Here is a 19,427-nt window from a genome sequence, read left to right on the forward strand (position 1 = left end):
GCACTGCGGTTAACCTTTGCCGGTGAATGATCGTGGCCGGCCAATCTGCTTCGCCCAACATTATGAAATTATTGATGTTTCCTAATACGCTTTAATCATTTCGAGGGTGTTTTCAGCTCTCGCCGTTAACGTTCCGCTCAAAGCCGGAACGAATCGGCGACGAATCAGAGATAGGCGAAGTTTCTTGGTTTGTTCACCGCAACATGTTGTGTTGTGAACATCTTTCCCACCGAGAATCCACAGGCTGCCGGCGGTTTTTGCACAGGCTGCGCGGCGGCCGTTAACCTTTGTGTACTGGTTCGGCACACGCGGCGTCATGGCCATCGGGTCGACGCAGTTGCTGCATGAGGCTCACACTCGGCCAGCCACGCTGAACGGCTTGTTCAGGATACGTCCGCTCCGACGGCATAGCGCTGCAATGTGGGGCCGACGTTCTGGATGATTTCGTCTTGGGACAGGGCGACGACCGGCGGAAGCCGCAGCAGGTACCGGCACATCGCCAATCCCAGCAACTGGCTGGAAATGAGCCCGGCCCGCCGGCCCGCATCGGCTGGATCAGCGACCGCCGCAACCAGTGGCCTCACCTGGTTGGCAAATACATCGCGCAACTTTTCGGCGGCAAATTCGTTCGACGTCGCCGAACGCAGCAGAATTACCATGCCGGTACCGTTGGCCGGATCTTCCCAGATTTCGAGAAATCGCCTGATCAGTGTCTTGCCGATGTCGGTTCGGTCGATCACCCGTAGTGCGGGCAATTTCAGATCGACGACGGCCGCCCTGGCGAACAACTCGTCCTTGCTGCGGAAATAGCGGATCACCATGGCCGGATCGATCGAAGCATGGGCCGCGACGTCACGGATCGAGGCGCCGTCATAGCCGCGTTCGGCGAACAGGAGCCTCGCGGCCTCAAGTATCTGAGCCCGGGTGCGATCCGACTTGCTGGGTTTCTTCGACTGATTCTCGGTCATGAAAATGCATATGCCAACGGTCGTTGACAAATGCAATGGCTTCGGCTAAAAAGTCAACATATGTTGACAAATGGAGAGAGAAAATGTTGCCCGATACAACGGAAATCCTGATTATTGGCGCCGGCCCGACCGGCTTGGCGCTGTCCATCGTGCTGCACCAGGCCGGGGTCGACCATGTTCTGATCGACAGGCTTGGGGAGGGCCTTCAGACCTCGCGGGCTGGCGTCATCCACGCTCAGACGCTGGAAGCGCTGGAGCCGCTGGGCGTCACGCAGCGGCTGAGCGAACTTGCCCTGAAGCTGCAGAATTTCGCCATCCGCGACCGCAATCGGGCACTGCTCAAGCTCGATTTCGGAAGGCTTCCGTCGAGGCATCCCTATCTGATGATGCTGCCTCAGAATCTCACCGAGCAGGTGTTCGCCGAGCGGATTGCCGCCCTGGGCGGCGTGATCCACCGCATGGTCGAGGCCAAGGCCGTGGTTCAGGACACTGACGGTGCGTGGGTGACGGTGGTCGAGAACGGCAGCGAGAAGATCATATCGGCACGCTACGTTGTTGGCGGCGACGGTATGCACAGCCTGGTGCGCAGCTCGGCCAGCATCGAGTTCGACGGCGCGGCCTATGAGGCGTCGTTCGTTCTCGCCGACGTTCGTCTCGACTGGCCGGTTGGGCCAACCGAAGTGTCGCTGTTCTTTGCGCCAGCCGGGCTGGTGGTGGTGGCGCCGCTTCCGGACAGATCGTACCGCGTCGTCGCGACAATGGACGACGCGCCGGAAAAACCCGCGGTCGCAGACATACAGGCGCTGCTGGACAGCCGCGGACCGACCGGCAAACGAGGCCGGGTGCTCGACCTGAAATGGAGCTCGCGTTTTCGCGTGCATCACCGCCTGGTCCGGTCATACCGCAAGGACCGGTTGTTCCTGATGGGCGATGCCGCGCACGTACACAGCCCGGCCGGAGGGCAAGGCATGAACACCGGCATCGTCGACGCGGTCGTGCTTGGTCAGTTGCTTGGCGACGTGGTGAACGGCGTGCGCCCGGAAGCGGAGCTCGAACTCTATGAAACACTGCGACGCCCGGCGGCCCAGGAGGTGCTTGACCTGGCTGCCATGATGACCGGCATGGCGCTTACCCGCAGTCCGGTGAAGCGGTTCGTCCGCAACCTCATGCTATCGGTGCTGAACCTCACACCATTCCTGAAGCGCCGCATCGCCTTGAAGCTGTCGGGCCTCAGTCGGGCGCCGCTTGCCCGTCTGCCGGCGCCCGCGTGCGAGGCAGGTTCAATTGCCCAAATCCAGCCTGAAGCCAGCCCAGCGCTGAAACGTGCCGCGTGACAGCCCGGTTATCTGCCCGTACCTGCCGTCAGGCCGGTACGGGGGGGCATCCGCGACATCCCAAGCCTCAGCTAATGTACTGGCCGCCATTGGCTGATATGGTCGACCCGGTGATGAAACCGGCATCGTCGGAAGCGAGGAAGACGACGCAGCGCGCGATCTCCTCCGGCTCGCCGAGACGGCCGACCGGGATCTGCGGGATGACGCGCTCGTTAAGGACCTTCTCGTCCATCGCCTTGACCATCTCGGTGGCGATATAGCCGGGGCAGATGACGTTGACGGTGATGCCGGCGCGCGCGCCTTCTTGGGCCAGTGCCTTGGTGAAGCCGATATCGCCCGCCTTCGAGGCCGAATAATTGACCTGGCCGACCTGGCCTTTCTGGCCGTTGATCGAGGAGATGGTGATGATGCGACCGAACTTGCGGTCGCGCATGCCGCCCCACAACGGATGCGTCATGTTGAAGACGCCGGAAAGGTTGGTATCGAGGACCTCCTTCCATTGCTCTCGCGTCATCTTGTGGAACATCGCGTCGCGAGTGATGCCGGCATTGTTGACCAGCACCGAGACGGGACCGAGATCGGCCTCTACCTGTTTGATGCCGGCGGCGCAGGCCTCGTAGTCGGCGACCGACCATTTATAGACCGGGATGCCGGTCGCGGCCTTGAACTTTGCCGCCGCTTCCTCGTTGCCCGCGTAGTTTGCGGCGACCGAATAGCCGGCGCTTTTCAAGGCGACCGATATCGCCGCGCCGATGCCGCGCGACCCGCCTGTGACGATTGCAACCTTTGTCATATGTCCTCCCGGGAAATGCAGATGACTGAGCGTTGAAGCGGTGGGGTTTGCCCTCTATTCCCTACTCGCTTTGCGCCAGCATCCTATTCGTATCGCTTATCTCATCACAATGCTTCCACGCACATGGCAACACCCATGCCGCCGCCGATGCACAGCGTCGCAAGACCTTTCTTGGCATTTCTGCGGCCCATTTCGTAGACCAGCGTGTTGAAGATGCGCGCGCCCGAGGCGCCGACCGGATGGCCGATGGCGATGGCGCCGCCATTGACGTTGACGATCGCCGGGTCCCAGCCCATGTCCTTGTTGACGGCGCAGGCCTGCGCGGCGAAGGCCTCGTTGGCTTCGACCAAATCGAGGTCGCCGACCGACCAACCGGCCTTGGCCAGCGCCCTGCGCGAGGAGGGGATCGGTCCCGTCCCCATGATCTGCGGGTCGACGCCGGCGGTCGCCCAGGAAACGATACGCACCAGCGGTGTGATGCCGCGCCTTGCGGCTTCCGCTTCGGTCATCAGCACCACGGCGGCGGCGCCGTCGTTGATGCCGGAGGCATTGGCAGCGGTTACCGTGCCTTCCTTGTCGAAGGCGGGCTTGAGCTTGGTCATGGCGTCGATTGTCGCGCCGTGGCGGATGTATTCATCCTGGTCGACTATCGTGTCGCCCTTCCTGCCCTTGACTGTGAAGGCAACGATCTCGTCCTTGAATTTTCCGGCTTTCTGCGCGGCCTCGGCCTTGTTCTGGGAAGCCAGTGCGAACTGGTCCTGGTCGTCGCGGGTGATCTGGAACTGGCGGGCGACGTTCTCCGCGGTGTTGCCCATATGATAGCCATAGAAGGCATCGGTCAGGCCGTCCTTGATCATGGTGTCGATCAGCTTGAAATCGCCCATCTTGACGCCACCGCGCAGATGCTGCGCGTGCGGAGCCATCGACATTGATTCCTGGCCGCCGGCAACGATGATCCTTGCGTCGCCCTGGGCGATCTGTTGCATGCCGAGCGCGATGGCGCGCAAGCCGGAGCCGCAGAGCTGGTTGAGGCCCCAGGAGGTCGCCTCCTGCGGCACGCCGGCGGCCATAGCCGCCTGTCGCGCCGGGTTCTGCCCTTGAGCCGCGGTCAGGATCTGGCCGAGGATGACCTCGTCCACCTCCTTGCCGTCAACGCCGGCTCGGACAAGCGCTTCCCTGACGGCGACGGCACCCAGTTCATGGGCTGGCGTGTTGGCGAAGGCGCCGTTGAAGGAGCCGACAGGCGTGCGCGCTGCACTGGCGACAACGATGGCGTTGGAAGCGGACATGTTCTTCTCCAGGCTTTCGGGGAACGATTTCGGGTGCCGTCGGGGACTTTTCTTGCCCTTTCCACAACCCGAGTCAAACCCGAAATGGCTAGGGCGTTGCTCCGTCGCAAGCAGGCCGCGCGTCGCGGCGACGGCAGCCCATCCGTGCTGCGCAGCATAAAATGTTCTCGCACTGCACAAACTGCTTGGATTCATGACGCTTTTGCGCATATCCTTTAAAAAGGCGCAATCGTTACCGGCGGCTTACTTAAGCTGCCCGGTGTCCGGGGAGGATGCAGATGGCCGCAAAAGACGAACCTATTGTTATCAAGAAATATGCCAATCGCCGTCTCTACAATACGGGCACCAGCACCTATGTGACGCTCGAGGATCTCGCTGAAATGGTCAAAAAAGGCGAGGACTTTACTGTCCAGGACGCCAAGACCGGTGACGACATCACGCATCCGGTGCTGACCCAGATCATCTTCGAGCTGGAGAACAAGGACGGGCAGAACATGCTGCCGATCCCGTTCTTGCGTCAGCTCATCGCCTATTACGGCGACCAGATGCAGATGATCGTGCCGAGCTTTCTCGAACAGTCGATGCTGGCCTTCTCGAAGGAGCAGGAACGCTTTCGCGAGCAGATGAAAGATGCCCTCGGCAAGTCGCCGATGGACATGATGAAGATCGCGACGCCGATCAAGGTTCTGGAGGAGCAGACGCGGCGCAACATGGAGATGTTCCAGAACGCCATGCGGCTGTTCACGCCGTTCCCGCCTGGGGGGTCTGCGCCGGCAGCAGCGCCGGCCGAACCGGCCAGGAAGGAAACATCGGAAAAACCCGACGACCTTCAGGAGCTGAAGGAGCAGATCGCCGCGATGCAGCGCAAGCTCGACACGATGTCGTGACTGCCGGCCGGCGAAGCGCCGGCCCAAATTTCCCTCAGCAGGCCCGTGTCAGAAAACATCTTCGCCTCGAAGGTGAAGATGTCATCCATGCTCTATTTCGTGGCATGCCCTATTTCGTGGTCACCGTCACCAGAGCGGTAACAGGTTTGCCGTCTACTAGAATGGGCCGGTGATGATCATCGGCAAGAAGCACGCCGATCACGTGTCTGCCGGCGGCATCCGGGCAATGGCCGAAACGGGCCTTGATAAGATCACCGCCAAAGTCGCTGTTCATGCTGTTGTACGGCTTGCCGGGGATGTTGCAGGTGTCTCCGTTGGGATCGATCTTCATATGCACGTGGCCGCATTGCTTGATTTCCCCGCACTCACCCGCAGGGAGCAGCCTGAAGTTGCTCCTGACGACAACGCCTATCGCCTTCTCAGGAGCATTGCCCAGTTCGACAACTGAACCTGCCGTCGGCCAGACGACTTCCAGGGTGGGCCGATCCTCGGCCTCGGCAGATACGAGCGACAATAAGGAGAAAGCGAGGGCAGTCGTTGCGATGATGCGAAACATGGTAACCTCCGTTGCGATGTAAGCAGTGATTACATACGCAGCGCTCGAACACAAGGGAAATAATCAGTGATTACATTCCGCTCTCGTGTTATTTGGCTGAGATGACCAAGACTACTGATTCCGACGAAGCCGGAGATGCCAAGCGATATCATCACGGCAATCTCGTCGAGGCCTTGATCACGGCAACCGTGGAGATCATCGAGGAACGGGGAACCGAGCATGTGTCCGTACGCGAGGCCGCAAAACGTGCCGGCGTTTCACCCGGCGCACCATTCCGGCATTTTCGATCGAAAACAGCGCTGCTAACCGCAGTCGCCGAACAGGCCATGGATCGGCTGACAAAGGCTGTTGCCAAGGCGCAGTCGAAAATCGACAGCGCAGATCCCATTGAGGCCTTCGAAGCAATCGGGCAAGGCTATCTGGAATGGGCAATTACCAACCCCACGCATTTCCAGATCATCAGTTCCCGAACCCTGATTGATTTTGAAGGGTCGGACAGCCTTCGTGATCAGAATGAGGCTATTCGGCGGACGATGATCGACTTGCTGACGCAAGCGCAACAACAGGGTCGGCTTGCTCCCGACACCGACTTTGATCATCTTGTGCTTGCCGCGCGTGCACTCGTTTACGGGTTGGCACGCATGGCGATCGATGGTCATTTCCGGGAATGGCATCCGTCCGAGCCGCCAGCCCTGGCCGCGCAGCGGGCTCTCCGACTTTTCATGAGCCGGATGACCATTCCATCTAAAGCTTAGTCCGCCAGCACCCAAAAAAGGGGCCGAGATTGCGCCGCCAGCTAATGGAACTCCGGCAGCGGTCCCTGGTAGCGGGCGCGCGGCCGGATCAGGCCGCTGCTTGTCACCTGCTCCACGGCATGCGCGGCCCAGCCGACGCTGCGGCCGAGCGCGAACAGACGGAACGGCGCATCGGACGGCAAACGGAGACTGCGCGTCAGCGCAGCCAAGGCGAAATCGACGTTCGGGCGCATGCCCGTTGCCCCAAAGGCCGCATCGCAAAGCCGTGACACCCCATCATCGACATCTATCGCGGCCAGCAACGGTTCCGCACGCGGATCGCCGTCGGGATAAAGCGGATGGCCAAATCCGGGCAGTGGCCTGTCGTGACCGAGCCAGCGACCGACAGCCGCATCCGGGCCCAATCTCTGCGCATCCTCCGCCAGCATCATGACCGCCTCCGCGGCGCCGCCATGGCGCGGACCGGAGAGCGTGGCGAGGCCGGCAAGCAGGCAGGCCGAAACAGGTGCACCGGTCGACGCGGCGACCCGCGCGGCGAAGGTCGATGCGTTCAGTTCGTGATCGGCCAACAGCACGAGCGAGCGGCGGATCAAGTCTGTGCAGGCAGCATCGAGGGACCAGCCCTGCGCCAGCCTTTCATGCACGGCACCGCTTCCGCGAACCGCGCCGAGCGCCTGGGCCAAAGCGGCGATGGCGCCGGCCGCATCGTGGTTGAGCGAAGCCGATCGGCGGCCGAGCGAAGGCCGGCCGTTAGCCGCCAACGCGGCCAATTCCGCGAAGGCAGCCGGCCCGCCAGTTGCGCCGTTGCCATGGCGGCTCGCCGAGATGAACGACACTGGTGCGTCGGATGCCCAAAGCAGGTTTGCCGTCTGCTCCAGCGTGGCAGTCTCGCAGAGTGCAACCGCATCCTGGCCGCGATAGACGAGACGGCCGTGCAAAACGGTCGAGATCGTGGTGGCGATTGCCGGCTCACCCCAGGCGATTGCACTTTCGGCGATAGCCTGGGGATTTCGGGCGCGCGCCCGCCGGCTCGCCAGCGCCGCGATGTCGTCGGCGCGATACTGACTGCGGCGTGGGTCGGCCCGATCCGGCCGCATGCCGATGCGTCCGCGGCTGACATAGGCATAGAGCGTCTGAGCGCGCACCTTGAGACGCTCTAAGGCTTCGTCCCGCGTCAGCCACTCCGTCATGTTAGCCTTGGCATGTTGATTCAGTTGATCAAGATTGATGGTCCAGTCGCCAACCCTTATCTACCGCCCAGAAAGGGTCAAGGAGAAAACCAATGGCGAATGGGCTCGATGATGTGGTGGCGGCGGAAACGGTGCTCTCCGATGTCGACGGTCTTGCTGGCCGCCTGACCATTCGGGGCCATTCGTTGCCCGAACTGGCAGGCCGCTGGAAATACGCCGAGGTGGTTCATCTGCTGTTCGACGGCTTTTTCGACGATCTTCCCGGCGACAAGGAACTGGCGAAGGCGATCGGTCGGGCGCGCAGCGAAGTGTTCGAGCAGATCGAACCCTTGCTGCCGTTTCTCGCATCCCTCGATATCTACAGCGCGATGCGCGCCGGCATCGCCGTGCTGCGGGACGGCGACAAATCGTCGGACGCGCTGCGGCTGGTTGCGGCACCCGCCGTGCTGACGCCGGCCTTGCTGCGCTTCCAGCGCGGCGAAAGCCCAATTGCGCCTGATAGCAAGGCCGATCATGCCGCCGACATGCTGCGGATGCTGACCGGCATTGCGGCTTCGCCGAAGTTGGCGAAGGCACTCGATACCTATCTCGTGACGGTTTGCGACCATGGTCTCAACGCATCGACCTTCGCCACGCGCGTGGTCGCTTCGACGCAGGCCGGGCTTACTTCGGCGGTGCTGGCCGGGCTCGGAGCGCTCAAGGGGCCGCTGCATGGCGGCGCGCCAGGTCCGGTGATCGAGATGCTGGATGCGATCGAGGCGCATGGCGACGCCGCCGGCTGGCTGCGTGACGAGATCGGGCGCGGCCGCCGCATCATGGGCTTCGGGCATCGCATCTACCGCGTGCGCGATCCGCGTGCCGATGTGCTGAAAGCGGTGGTGCGACAACTCGGCGCCAAGGGCGAAGCCGGCCACCGGCTGGCGTTTGCTGAAGGCGTGGAGCAAGCGGCGCTCGAAGTGCTTCGCATCGCCAAGCCGTCGCGCTCGCTCCAGACCAATGTCGAGTTCTTCACAGCACTTCTGCTGGAAGCGGCGGGCTTTCCGAAAGAGGCGTTCACCAATGTCTTTGCTGCCGGGCGCGTCGCCGGCTGGATCGCCCATGCGCGCGAGCAGCAGACGAGCGGACGGCTGATCCGGCCGCAGTCGCGCTATATCGGGACGGTGCCGGACCTCGTCGCCTAAGGATTTCTCCCCGAATGCATACGGAAACCGGCCCGCTACAGCCGGTGCCGGACACTCTCTCGTCGAGATGAGAGAGGTCCTCATGACAAAAATTTCATGTCATTGCTCCACACATCCGCTGTTCTTGGGTGACAGAGAGCCTATATGCTGCAGTGCAGCATGGTTCCACGGGAGCCCGCCTCGAAAGGAATAAGCCGCCTTGACCGCCAGAAAAACCGCCATCGTCACCGGTTCCACCTCGGGCATCGGCCTGGCAATTGCCCACGCGCTCGCGGCCGAAGGCTGCAACGTCGTCGTCAATTCCTTTTCTGACACCGCCGACGATCACGCCATCGCCGATGCGATCGCGAAGCACCACAAGGTGAAGACCGTCTACGTCAAGGCCGACATGTCGAAGCCGGCCGAGTGCCGGGCTTTGGTGGCGAAGGCAGCCGAGGCATTCGGCTCGGTCGAAATCCTGGTCAACAACGCCGGCATCCAGCATGTCGCGCCGGTGGAAAGCTTCCCGATCGAGAAGTGGGATGCGATCATCGCCATCAACCTGTCATCGGCCTTCCACACCATCGCCGCCGCCATCCCGCTGATGAAACAGGCCGGTGGCGGCCGGATCGTCAACGTCGCCTCGGCCCACGGCCTTGTCGCCTCGCCGTTCAAGTCGGCCTATGTCTCGGCCAAGCATGGCATTATGGGCCTGACCAAAACGGTTGCCCTGGAGCTGGCGCGCGACAAGATCACCTGCAATGCCATTTGTCCCGGCTATGTGCTGACGCCGCTGGTCGAGGCGCAGATCCCCGATCAGATGAAGGCCAACAAGATGGACCGCGAGACGGTGGTCCGCGAGGTCATGCTCGAAAAGCAGCCGACGAAGGAGTTCGTCACCGTCGAGCAGGTTGCGGCGGCCGCGGTGTTCCTATGCTCGGATACGGCGGCGCAGATCAACGGCACGCACATCTCTGTCGACGGCGGCTGGACCGCTCAGTGAGCCTTCCAGCGGTCAAGGGCCACGCCATGCCGAAAAACGGCAAGGCGGAAGAGCCAAAGAAGATCAACATCGCGCTGCAAGGCGGCCGTTCGCACGGGGCGTTTTCCTGGGGCGTGCTCGATCGGCTGCTCGAGGACGGGCGCCTCGATATAACGGCGGTTTCAGGCACCAGCGCTGGCGCCATGAATGCCGTGGCGCTGGCCGACGGTTTCATCCGCGGCGGGGTCGAGGGCGCGCGGCGCAAGCTCGACGATTTCTGGCGTGCGGTGGCGGCAAAGGGCCGCTTCAGCCCGGTGCAGCGCATGCCTTGGGACGTCGCCTGGGGCAATTGGTCGATCGAGAACACGCCCGGCTATTTCCTGTTCGATACGATGTCTCGGGTATTTTCGCCCTATGTCGCCAATCCGCTCGCCATCAATCCGCTGCGCGACGTGGTCGAACGTGAGATCGACTTCGACAATGTGCGCGCCTGCAAGTCGATGGAACTGTTCATTTCCGCGACCAATGTCGAGACCGGCCAGTTGCGGGTCTTCTCGGACGGCGAGATCGACCTCGACACGGTGATGGCGTCGGCCTGCCTGCCGCAATTGTTCCGTGCCGTCGAGATCAAGGGCGTTCCCTATTGGGATGGCGGCTATGGCGGCAACCCGGCACTGTTCCCGTTCTTCAAGACGGCGGCCACCGAGGACGTGCTCTTGGTGCAGATTAATCCGGTGGTCCGCGAGGGGACGCCGAAGAGCGCCAATGAAATCCAGAACCGCATCGACGAGATCACCTTCAATGCCGGGCTGTTGCGCGAATTCCGCTCGATCGCCTTCGTCAAGGAACTGATCGCCGCCGGCCGATTGCCGCACGGCGAATATCGCGACATCCGCATGCACCGCATCGATGCCGACGAAGCGTTCAAGGATCTGTCGGCATCGTCCAAGGTCAATGCCGAATGGGCGTTCCTTGCCTATATGCGCGACCTCGGCCGCAGCGCAGCCAGTGACTGGCTGGAAGAAAATTATGACGCCGTCGGCAAGCGGCCGACGATCGATCTGTCCGGCGAGCTCGACGACGGCTTGAAGCCGGTGCGTGGGCCGGCACCGGGCCGGCGGGTCAAGGAGTTTCTTGCGGCGCGCAAGCAGCCCGAGGCCACCCGCCGTCCAGCCTAGAACGGTTCATCGCTGCACGGAAACGCCGAACCGCTCTATCTTTTTGTTTTGATGCAATTCCGGACGGAAAACCGTTTCACACTTTTCCTGGAATTGTTCTGGCTCCTCCGCAAAGCAGATGACATCGCAATCTGTCCAATCATCCTGACACTTGCTGCCATACCGCTGTTTTGGCGATCACAGCCGATGCTGCAGCCGCATCTTTGCGGACGAAGCAACAATCCATCAACTTTTCTGACTATATTGCGATGCAACTTTGAGGTAGAAGCGCGCTTCGCCGATCACGGCAATTTGAATACGGCCTCGCGCGCACCCATATCGGCGACGCGCCCCAAGTAGAAGACGCGGCCTGGCCGAACCCCGCGCACTGGAAAAAATGACGATGCCGAAATTCAGGTTTCACAAGCTTGCAGCCATTGTTGTGCTCATCGGGTTCGCCGGCTGGATGGCGACAGGCGAATTCTCGTCCGTCGGCAGCGCGTCCGCCGACAACAAGCCCAAGACCGGAGAGCTCGAGCAGCCCAAGGCAGCCGACGCAGGCAAGCCCCAAACTGGCGAACAGGGGGCTGCCAAGCCGGGGACTGCCGAGGCAGAACAGCCCAAGGCGCCCTTGCGCACGGTCGCGATCATAACCCCGCCGCGGCGCACCTATGCACGCGCTATCCGCATTTCCGGACTGACCGAAGCCGACAAGCGCGCCGTCCTGGCGACACGCGTCGCCGGCGTCATCGACAAGCTGCCGGTCAAGCAGGGTCAGCACGTCAAGACCGGCGACCTCATCCTGATGCTTGCCGCCGAGGAAAAAATCTCGGCGGTCGACAACGCCAAGCAGCTTGTCGTGCAGCGTGAGGCGGAACTGGCTGCGGCCTTGCGGTTGATGAAAACCGGCAATCTGCCGACGCTGCAGCTCGATACGGCCCGCTCTAACCTGTCGCTGGCCAAGTCGCAACTGGACGCCGCGCAAGCTGAGCTCGACCGCAATGAGGTGAAGGCGCCCTTCGACGGCGTTATCGACCGGGTGCCGGTGGAGCTTGGCAGTTCGGTGATGCAGGGCGGCGAGGTGGCTACCATTCTCAGCCTCGATCCGGTGATTGCACGCGGCGAGGTCAGCGAACGCGATCTCGGCTATTTGAAGATCGGCGACAAGGCAAATGTGCGTCTGGTCAGCGGCCAGAATGTCGAGGGCACCGTGCGCTACATCAGCCGCGATGCATCTTCGGCAACCCGTACCTTCCGGGTCGAAGTCGCCATCCCCAACGCCGATGGTTCCGTACCGGCCGGCATGACGGCCGAAATCGCGCTCAGCGCCCAGCCGACCGACGCCGTGATGCTGCCGCGGTCGGTGGTGACGCTCGGCGACAAGGGCGACCTCGGCATCCGCGCCGTCGACAAGGACGACAAGGTCGTGTTCTTCCCGATCGACCTGGTCGACGACACGCCGACCGGCCTGGTGCTCGGCGGCATTCCGGCCGACGCCCGCATCATCGTCGCCGGCCAGGAGCTGGTGAAGGAAGGCGAAGTGATCAAGCCGGTCGAAGCCGACCAGGCGACCATCCAAAAGCTGTTGGGCGAAGCGACGACCGGGACGCAGTAATCATGGACATCGTCAAACTTGCAATCAGCAATGCCCGGCTGACCATTTCGGTCCTGGTCTTTCTCATCCTTGCCGGTGCGGTCGCCTACCAGTCGACGCCGAAGGAAGCGGAACCGGACGTTCCTACCCCTTATGTTTACATAAATGTCGCCTATCAAGGCATTGCGCCCGAAGACGCTGAAAGGCTTCTGCTTAGGCCTCTGGAGACAAAGCTCAAGAGTCTCAAGGGGTTAAAGGAGATGAAATCATCCGCCTATCAGGGCGGCGCCTTTGTCTTTCTTGAGTTTCTGCCGTCGATAAAAGTCGACACCGCGGTGACTGATACACGCTCGAAGGTTCAGGACGCGAAGGCTGATCTGCCCCAAGCGGCAGAGGAGCCGGTTATTACCGAGGTCAACATCTCCGAATTCCCCGTCCTGGTCGTGACGCTGTCGGGCGAGGTGCCCGAGCGCGTGCTGACGGCGGCGGCGCGCGAGCTGCGCGACCGCATCGAGGAAGTGCCTGGCGTGCTCGAGGGCTCGCTGCAGGGTGCGCGCGACGACCTCGTCGAAGTTGTCATCGATCCGATGAAGCTGTCTTCCTACGGGCTGCAGCTCGACCAGTTGATCGGTGCGGTCGGCGCTTCCAACAGTCTTGTCGCCGCCGGCAATATCGAAGGGTCCGAGGGCAAATACGCGGTCAAGGTGCCGTCGCTTATCGAGACGCCAGAGGATGTGGCGGCGCTTCCGGTCGTCGCCGGCCCCAATGCTGTGGTGCAGGCCAAGGATATCGCCACCATCCGCTCGACCTTCAAGGACGCCGAGACGGTTACCCGCCTCGACGGCAAGCCGGCGATCGCCATCGAGGTGAAGAAGCGCATCGGCTCCAACCTGATCGATACCCTTGCCAAGGTCAGGGAGGTGTCCGACGCCTTCATCAAGACGATGCCGGAGGGCATGCACGTCACGTACACGCAAGACAAGTCCGTCTTCGTGAACCAGTTGCTCGGCGATTTGCAGAACCACGTGATGATCGCCGTCATCCTGGTGTTCATCGTTATCCTCTATGCACTGTCTGGCCGTGCCTCGCTGCTGATCGGATTGGCCATCCCCTCATCCTTCCTGATCGGCATCCTGTTGCTGGCGATGATGGGCTACACGATCAACATGATCGTGCTGTTTAGTCTCATCCTGGCGGTCGGCATGCTGGTCGACGACGCCATCATCGTCACCGAATTCGCCGAGCGACGCATGAGCGAGGGCATGCCGAAGGAACAAGCGTTCGCGCTTGCCGCCAAGCGCATGGCCGGCCCGGTCATCGCGGCGACGATGACGCGCATTGCCGCCTTCTCGCCGCTGTTGTTCTGGCCGGGAATCATCGGCGATTTCATGAAATATATGCCGATCACGCTGATCGTGACGCTCTCGGCCTCGATGCTCTATGCGCTGGTCTTCGCGCCGACGCTGGGCGCGATATTTGCCAAGGCGCCGGCCCATCACCCCGACGACAATCGCGACGGCTGGTACATGGCCGTGGTCAAGCAGGCGGTGCATTTCCCTATCACCGTGCTTGTCCTCACTGTGGCGCTGTTGTTCGGCGTAGGCTACGCCTATTCGAAATTCGGCGCCGGCGTCGAATTCTTCCCGAATGTCGAGCCGGACTACGGCCTGCTCTATGTCCATGCCCGCGGCAATCTTTCGCTTGCCGAAATGGACGCGGCCACCAAGACGGCGGAAAACCGGCTGCTCGGCTGGCCGGGCGTGAAGTCTGTCTATACCCGTGTCGGCAAGACGCAGGGCGGCGGCCAGGACGTTCCGGAAGACGTGGTCGGCGTGATCCAGTACGAATTCGTCGACTGGCGTGAGCGTAAATCGGCGAACTCAATCCTGGACGAACTGCGCGGCGTGATGGCCGGCATTCCCGGTGTCGACGTCGAGGTTCGCGTGCCGGAAGCCGGCCCGCCTACCGGCAAGCCGATCCAGATCAGGCTTTCGGCCGTCGATCCGAAGGGCCTTGACGACAAGGCCCGCGCCGTCGCCGCGCGCATAGCCAAGGTGCCCGGCGTCATCGATATTTCCGACGGTCTGGCGCCGCCCGGCGTCGACTGGGCGCTTGAGGTCGATCGCGCCAAGGCGGCGCAGTACGGCATCAGCCCGACCGCGGTCGGGACTGTCGTGCAATTGGTGACAAACGGGCTGAAGCTCAGCGAGTACCGGCCCGCCGGCGCCGATGACGCCGTCGACATCAGGCTGCGCCTGCCCGAGGATCGGCGCACGCTGTCGACGCTCGACGAACTCAGGGTGCAGACCGCGCAAGGCTCGGTGCCGATCTCGAATTTCGTCGTGCGCAAGCCGGAGCCGACGGTCGGTATCCTCAACCGCATCGACGGTGCGCGAACGGTGGTCGTCCAGGCCAACGTCGCTGCTGGCGCCCAGGTGGCTGCCGTCCAGCAGGAGGTCACCAAAGCTGTCGCAGACATGAATCTCGGCAGCGGCATTCGCTGGAAGCTTGCCGGTTCGAACGAGGACAGCGCGGAGGCCGGTGCCTTCCTCAGCAAAGCCTTCGGCGCGGCGATCTTCCTGATCTTCATCGTGCTTCTGGCGCAGTTCAACAAGTTCACCAGCGTCTGGCTGGTGCTGTCCTGCGTGGTCATGGCGACGATCGGCGTGTTCCTCGGGTTGCTGCTGACGGGAGAGGCATTCGGTATCGTCATGTCGGGCATCGGTGTCATCGCGCTGGCCGGTGTGGTGGTGAACAACAACATCGTGCTGATCGACACCTATGACCGGTTGCGCGAAGAGGGCTGGGACAAATACGAAGCCGTTCTGCAGACCTGCCGCGAACGTGCCCGCCCGGTGGTGCTGACGGCAGTGTCGGCGATCCTCGGCGTGCTGCCGATCGCTTTCGGCCTCGGCCTCGAAATCTTCCATCACGAGACGACGATCAACGCGCCGTCGACGCAATGGTGGATTTCGCTGTCGTCGGCGATCGTCTTCGGGCTGTCCTTCGCCACCGTGCTGACGCTGGTGGTGACGCCGTCGATGCTGATGGTGTTCACTCGCGCCAAGGTCAAACCCGGTGCGCGTCGTGGCTGGTTCAGCCGCCTGTTCGGGCGTGGCAAGCCCGAGATCTCCTCGGAGGGCCTGGAGGCCGATCTGGGCACCGAACCGGCGATCGCCTTCCCGAAGGCCGCCGAATAGATCGACGTCCCAATCAAGCAAAGGCCGCCCGGGAACAATGGGCGGCCTTCTGCATTGTTCCGTCATTGCAACCTCAAAGCGAGGATTTTCTGATGACGATCAGCACCATTCTCATCATTATTCTTATTCTTATTCTGATCGGCGCGGTTCCGGCGTGGCCGCATTCGCGGTCCTGGGGTTACGGACCTTCCGGCATCGTCGGCGTCATCCTGATCGTTGTCCTGGTGCTGCTGTTGATGGGCCGGATCTGACCGCAATCATTGGTCGTGACAAGCGGCGGATGACCATCTGGCCATCCGCCTTTTTTGGTTTGTTGTTAGGCAACTTTTTGCGTCGTCTTGAGCGTGGCGATGCCGATATCCTCGAGCGCTTCCGACACTGCATTTTCCAGCGGCGTGTGCGGGATCACACCGATAATGCCTTCCAGCCTGCCTGAAGCCAGCCGGTGCGGCTCGAAGCGGAGATAGGACATCGAAACGATCTCGCGCCACATCGCCACAAACGGGCTGCCGGCACGCAGCACCCACCACGGCATCGAGGTCAGTTTCAGAGGGCGCCCGAGCGCCTTCTCCGCGGCTGCCTTGATCTGCAGGTCGGTCACCGCATGGCCGGGAAAGTTCAGCGCCTCGTATGAGCCGAGCTTGCCGAGCTTGTCAGCCAGCCCGACGAAAGCCTTAGCCAGGTCCGGCAGATAGGCCCATTCATGCACGAGGTCGACCGGTCCCGGTGCCGTATAGATACCCTTGGTCATCTTGGCGGCAACAACCAGATCGAACCACGATCCGCTGCCGGTGCCACCGAAGAAATCACCGGCGCGCAGCAGGATCGTGCGCACCCGACCCGCGTCGGCCTCGCGGCGAAACAGATCTTCCATGGCGACGCGGATGCGGCCCTTTTCCGTCGTTGGGCGAAACGGCGTGTCTTCGGTGATCACCGCCGGCATCGGCGAGCCGTAATTGTAGACGGTGCCCGGGAAGAGATGCAGTGCGCCATTCGCCCGGCAGGCAGCCATCACATTCTCGGCCATCGGCAGGCATTTGCTCCAGTCGGTGTAGAGTGGGTTGAGGCCGTTGAAAATGATATCAATGCCGTCGGTGGCGCGGATCAGCGCATCGCGGTCGAGCGCGTCGCCGGCGATCGCCGTGGCGCCTTTGAGCTCCGACGGCACCTTGCCGCCGCGGGTGACGGCGCGAACGTCGTAGCCGGCATCGAGGAAGGCCTTGGCCACCGTGCGGCCGAGCCGGCCATTGGCGCCGAGAATTGCGATCTTGGTCATTGTTCGTCTCCGTGTTTGCGCTACGACCGCAATGTGATCTCCTCGCAAACGAATGAAAATTGACTAAAGCTGGCGATCTGATATTCAATTTTGAATGGATATCGACTGGAACCTGATCAAGAGTTTCGTCACCGTCGCGGAGACCGGCAGCCTATCGGCGGCCGCACGAAAACTTGCCGCAAGCCAGCCGACGCTCGGCCGCCACATCACCGAACTTGAACAGGCGCTCGGCGTCACCCTGTTCCGGCGCGGCCGGCGCGGCTATGCGCTCACGGAAGCGGGCAGCACGCTCTTTGAACGGGGCCGCGCGGTGAGCGAACAAGCGAGCGCCTTTTCGCTGCTGGCGCTGGGATCGGTCGAGGCGATCGAGGGCACGGTGCGCATTGCCGCCAGCGAGGTGGTGGCGGCCTATGTGCTGCCGGAAATGACAGCGAGGCTTGGCGTCGAGGAGCCGGGCATCGAGGTCGAGATCGTCGCCTCGAACCAGGTCGAAAACCTCTTGCGTCGCGACGCCGACATTGCCATCCGCATGGTCAAGCCGGCGCAGAATGAACTGGTCGCGCGCAAGGTGACCGACATTCCGCTCCGCGCCTGCGCGGCAAAATCCTATCTCGACCGGCGTGGCCGTCCGCGCGAGGCCCGCGATCTGGCCGGCCACGATCTGGTCGGCTTCGACCGCAGCGATGAGATCATTCGCGGCTTCGTCCAATTCGGCGTCGCGCTCACCCGCAATGCCTTCCGCTTCAGGACCGACAATCAGATCGTGCTTTGGGAAGCGGTGCGGGCGGGAAACGGCATCGGCTTTGGCCAGGAGCCGCTGGCTGAGCGCGATGCGCTGGTCGAGACAGTTCTGCCGGGCCTCCCGCTGCCGACGCTGCCGGTGTGGCTGGCGATGCACCGCGACGTGCGTACCAGCGTGCGCATCCGCCGCGTGGCGGATTTCCTGTACGAAGAGTTCAAGCGCTATTCAGCCGGTGCAGGCTCGGCAGCAAATTCGGCGCGGTGAGCGAGCCCAGCCATCACCAGCACGACGATCAGTAGCCCAGAGAGAGCGACGAAGATCGGGCCGAAGCTCGAGTGTTCGGCGATGAAGCCGATCGCCGACGGCGCCACCAGAATGCCTGAGTAACCCATTGTGGTGACGACGCTCATGCCGGTGCCGGACGCCATGCCCTCCTGGTTGCCGCCGGCCGAAAAGATGATCGGCACCATGTTGGCAATGCCGAGGCCGCAAAAGGCAAAGGCGGCAATGGCCAGCCAAGGCGAGGGAGCCAGCCCGGCCACCAGCATGCCGGCAGCAGCGGCAAGGGCCGAGGCGCGCAGCGTCGTAACGGCACCGAAACGGTTGCGGACGCCATCGCCGAGAAAGCGCATGACGGCCATGACGCCGGAAAAGGCGGCATAGGCCAGGCCTGCGATGGCAAGATCGGCGCCGAGCTCCTGCCTGAGATACAGCGCCGCCCAGTCGAGTACCGCACCTTCGGAGATCATCGTCAGCAGCGCCATCAGCCCAACCAGATAGACCAGCGGGTTTGCCGGCAGAGCAAATTTGTGGTGCTCGGCGACTGGGTGCTTGTCCTCGACGATCAGGTAGCGGATCGCTACGGCGATGACGGCAAAGGCAAGAGCCGTCACCACTGTCGCATGGGCGAGGTGACCGTAGTTCTGGATGGCGAAACCCCCCAAAGCGCTGCCGGCGAAACCGCCAAGGCTCCAGAAGCCGTGCGAGGACGACATGATGGCACGGGACAGCCGCCGTTCGACTGCCACTGCATTGGCATTCATGGCGACGTCCATGCCGCCGATCGAACCGCCGAAGATGAACATGGCGACGGCCGCCAAGGGCACGTTGGGGGCCAGGGCCACGACCAAAAGGCCGAAGCTGCCGGCAAGTCCGAACCAGCGCAGCACCGTGCGCGAGCCATGCTTCGAGATCAGATGGCCGCACCAGGTCATGGCGGTGACGGCGCCGGCACCGAACAAGAGGATCAGCAGGCCGAGCGTGAACTTGCTGATGTCCAGCCGGGTCAGGAACACCGGGATCTGCGGCGCCCAGCTGCCGGTCAGAAAGCCGTTGGCGAGGAAGATGCAGGCCACTGCCCAGCGTCCACGAATCGCGGTCTGCATGATTTTCTGCGCGTCCATCGGGTAGAATCCGGTCCGGAAATGGCTTTGCGCGGCAAATTAGATCGATTCAATTCACAGTCAAGCGCTCTTCGCCGAAAGTGCTTGGACCAGGCGCTACGTCCTCTCGCGTCGGCCAACCATCTCGGCGGTCCACTCCGA

The 19,427-nt window shown here is 62.5% G+C and carries 17 protein-coding genes; 10 read left to right on the forward strand and 7 right to left on the reverse strand.

Features of this window, described 5'->3' with window-relative positions; translation table 11 throughout:
- Positions 1-383: 383 nt before the first annotated feature.
- Complete coding sequence (locus NKJ40_RS08695; RefSeq protein ID WP_352465726.1) at positions 384-968, reverse strand: TetR/AcrR family transcriptional regulator; 585 nt, start codon at positions 966-968, stop codon at positions 384-386.
- An 83-nt stretch (positions 969-1,051) separates the two neighbouring features.
- Between NKJ40_RS08695 and NKJ40_RS08700 the strand changes: the two genes are divergently transcribed.
- Positions 1,052-2,302, forward strand: coding sequence for an FAD-dependent oxidoreductase (locus tag NKJ40_RS08700; protein ID WP_352465727.1), 1,251 nt, complete (start codon positions 1,052-1,054; stop codon positions 2,300-2,302).
- Between the two features lie 67 nt (positions 2,303-2,369).
- Here NKJ40_RS08700 and phbB read toward each other — a convergent pair whose 3' ends face one another.
- Both phbB and NKJ40_RS08710 read right to left on the reverse strand, forming a co-directional pair.
- Positions 2,370-3,095: an acetoacetyl-CoA reductase gene (phbB, locus tag NKJ40_RS08705; RefSeq protein ID WP_352465728.1), complete on the reverse strand. Its 726-nt coding sequence runs from the start codon at positions 3,093-3,095 to the stop codon at positions 2,370-2,372.
- Between the two features lie 104 nt (positions 3,096-3,199).
- Positions 3,200-4,384, reverse strand: coding sequence for an acetyl-CoA C-acetyltransferase (locus tag NKJ40_RS08710; protein WP_352465729.1), 1,185 nt, complete (start codon positions 4,382-4,384; stop codon positions 3,200-3,202).
- 278 nt (positions 4,385-4,662) lie between these two features.
- Here NKJ40_RS08710 and phaR point away from each other — a divergent pair, with 278 nt between their 5' ends.
- Entirely contained in the window at positions 4,663-5,271 is a 609-nt protein-coding gene (gene phaR / locus NKJ40_RS08715; protein WP_352465730.1) for a polyhydroxyalkanoate synthesis repressor PhaR, read from the forward strand.
- A 109-nt stretch (positions 5,272-5,380) separates the two neighbouring features.
- Here the strand turns inward: phaR and NKJ40_RS08720 are convergent, their stop codons facing one another.
- Positions 5,381-5,827 carry a hypothetical protein gene (locus NKJ40_RS08720; protein ID WP_352465731.1) on the reverse strand — a complete coding sequence of 149 codons (447 nt, stop codon included), beginning with the start codon at positions 5,825-5,827 and terminating at the stop codon, positions 5,381-5,383.
- Positions 5,828-5,928: 101 nt separating this feature from the next.
- Here NKJ40_RS08720 and NKJ40_RS08725 point away from each other — a divergent pair, with 101 nt between their 5' ends.
- Positions 5,929-6,582, forward strand: coding sequence for a TetR/AcrR family transcriptional regulator (locus NKJ40_RS08725; protein WP_352465732.1), 654 nt, complete (start codon positions 5,929-5,931; stop codon positions 6,580-6,582).
- 41 nt (positions 6,583-6,623) lie between these two features.
- Here NKJ40_RS08725 and NKJ40_RS08730 read toward each other — a convergent pair whose 3' ends face one another.
- A complete protein-coding gene (locus NKJ40_RS08730) occupies positions 6,624-7,772 on the reverse strand; it encodes a citrate/2-methylcitrate synthase (protein WP_352465733.1) in 1,149 nt (382 codons plus the stop codon).
- Between the two features lie 92 nt (positions 7,773-7,864).
- Here NKJ40_RS08730 and NKJ40_RS08735 point away from each other — a divergent pair, with 92 nt between their 5' ends.
- From NKJ40_RS08735 to NKJ40_RS08760, 6 genes are all read left to right on the forward strand, one after another.
- The gene (locus NKJ40_RS08735; protein ID WP_352465734.1) at positions 7,865-8,953 is read left to right on the forward strand and encodes a citrate synthase/methylcitrate synthase; all 1,089 of its coding nucleotides are present in this window, start codon (positions 7,865-7,867) and stop codon (positions 8,951-8,953) included.
- A 199-nt stretch (positions 8,954-9,152) separates the two neighbouring features.
- The gene (locus NKJ40_RS08740) at positions 9,153-9,935 is read left to right on the forward strand and encodes a 3-hydroxybutyrate dehydrogenase (RefSeq protein ID WP_352465735.1); all 783 of its coding nucleotides are present in this window, start codon (positions 9,153-9,155) and stop codon (positions 9,933-9,935) included.
- Between the two features lie 26 nt (positions 9,936-9,961).
- Positions 9,962-11,092 carry a patatin-like phospholipase family protein gene (locus NKJ40_RS08745; protein ID WP_352465787.1) on the forward strand — a complete coding sequence of 377 codons (1,131 nt, stop codon included), beginning with the start codon at positions 9,962-9,964 and terminating at the stop codon, positions 11,090-11,092.
- 382 nt (positions 11,093-11,474) lie between these two features.
- Positions 11,475-12,686: an efflux RND transporter periplasmic adaptor subunit gene (locus tag NKJ40_RS08750; protein ID WP_352465736.1), complete on the forward strand. Its 1,212-nt coding sequence runs from the start codon at positions 11,475-11,477 to the stop codon at positions 12,684-12,686.
- A 2-nt stretch (positions 12,687-12,688) separates the two neighbouring features.
- The gene (locus NKJ40_RS08755) at positions 12,689-15,865 is read left to right on the forward strand and encodes an efflux RND transporter permease subunit (RefSeq protein ID WP_352465737.1); all 3,177 of its coding nucleotides are present in this window, start codon (positions 12,689-12,691) and stop codon (positions 15,863-15,865) included.
- Between the two features lie 92 nt (positions 15,866-15,957).
- Positions 15,958-16,116 carry a DUF3309 family protein gene (locus tag NKJ40_RS08760; RefSeq protein ID WP_023678456.1) on the forward strand — a complete coding sequence of 53 codons (159 nt, stop codon included), beginning with the start codon at positions 15,958-15,960 and terminating at the stop codon, positions 16,114-16,116.
- A 65-nt stretch (positions 16,117-16,181) separates the two neighbouring features.
- On the opposite strand, the gene NKJ40_RS08765 is transcribed toward NKJ40_RS08760, so the two are convergent.
- The gene (locus NKJ40_RS08765; protein ID WP_352465738.1) at positions 16,182-17,141 is read right to left on the reverse strand and encodes an SDR family oxidoreductase; all 960 of its coding nucleotides are present in this window, start codon (positions 17,139-17,141) and stop codon (positions 16,182-16,184) included.
- Between the two features lie 94 nt (positions 17,142-17,235).
- Here NKJ40_RS08765 and NKJ40_RS08770 point away from each other — a divergent pair, with 94 nt between their 5' ends.
- The gene (locus tag NKJ40_RS08770) at positions 17,236-18,147 is read left to right on the forward strand and encodes a LysR family transcriptional regulator (protein ID WP_352465739.1); all 912 of its coding nucleotides are present in this window, start codon (positions 17,236-17,238) and stop codon (positions 18,145-18,147) included.
- Here the strand turns inward: NKJ40_RS08770 and NKJ40_RS08775 are convergent.
- Positions 18,105-19,286, reverse strand: coding sequence for an MFS transporter (locus tag NKJ40_RS08775; protein ID WP_352465740.1), 1,182 nt, complete (start codon positions 19,284-19,286; stop codon positions 18,105-18,107). The genes NKJ40_RS08770 and NKJ40_RS08775 overlap by 43 nt on opposite strands.
- Positions 19,287-19,427: the final 141 nt, after the last annotated feature.

Source organism: Mesorhizobium sp. M0119, from assembly GCF_040322615.1.
Taxonomy (GTDB): domain Bacteria; phylum Pseudomonadota; class Alphaproteobacteria; order Rhizobiales; family Rhizobiaceae; genus Mesorhizobium.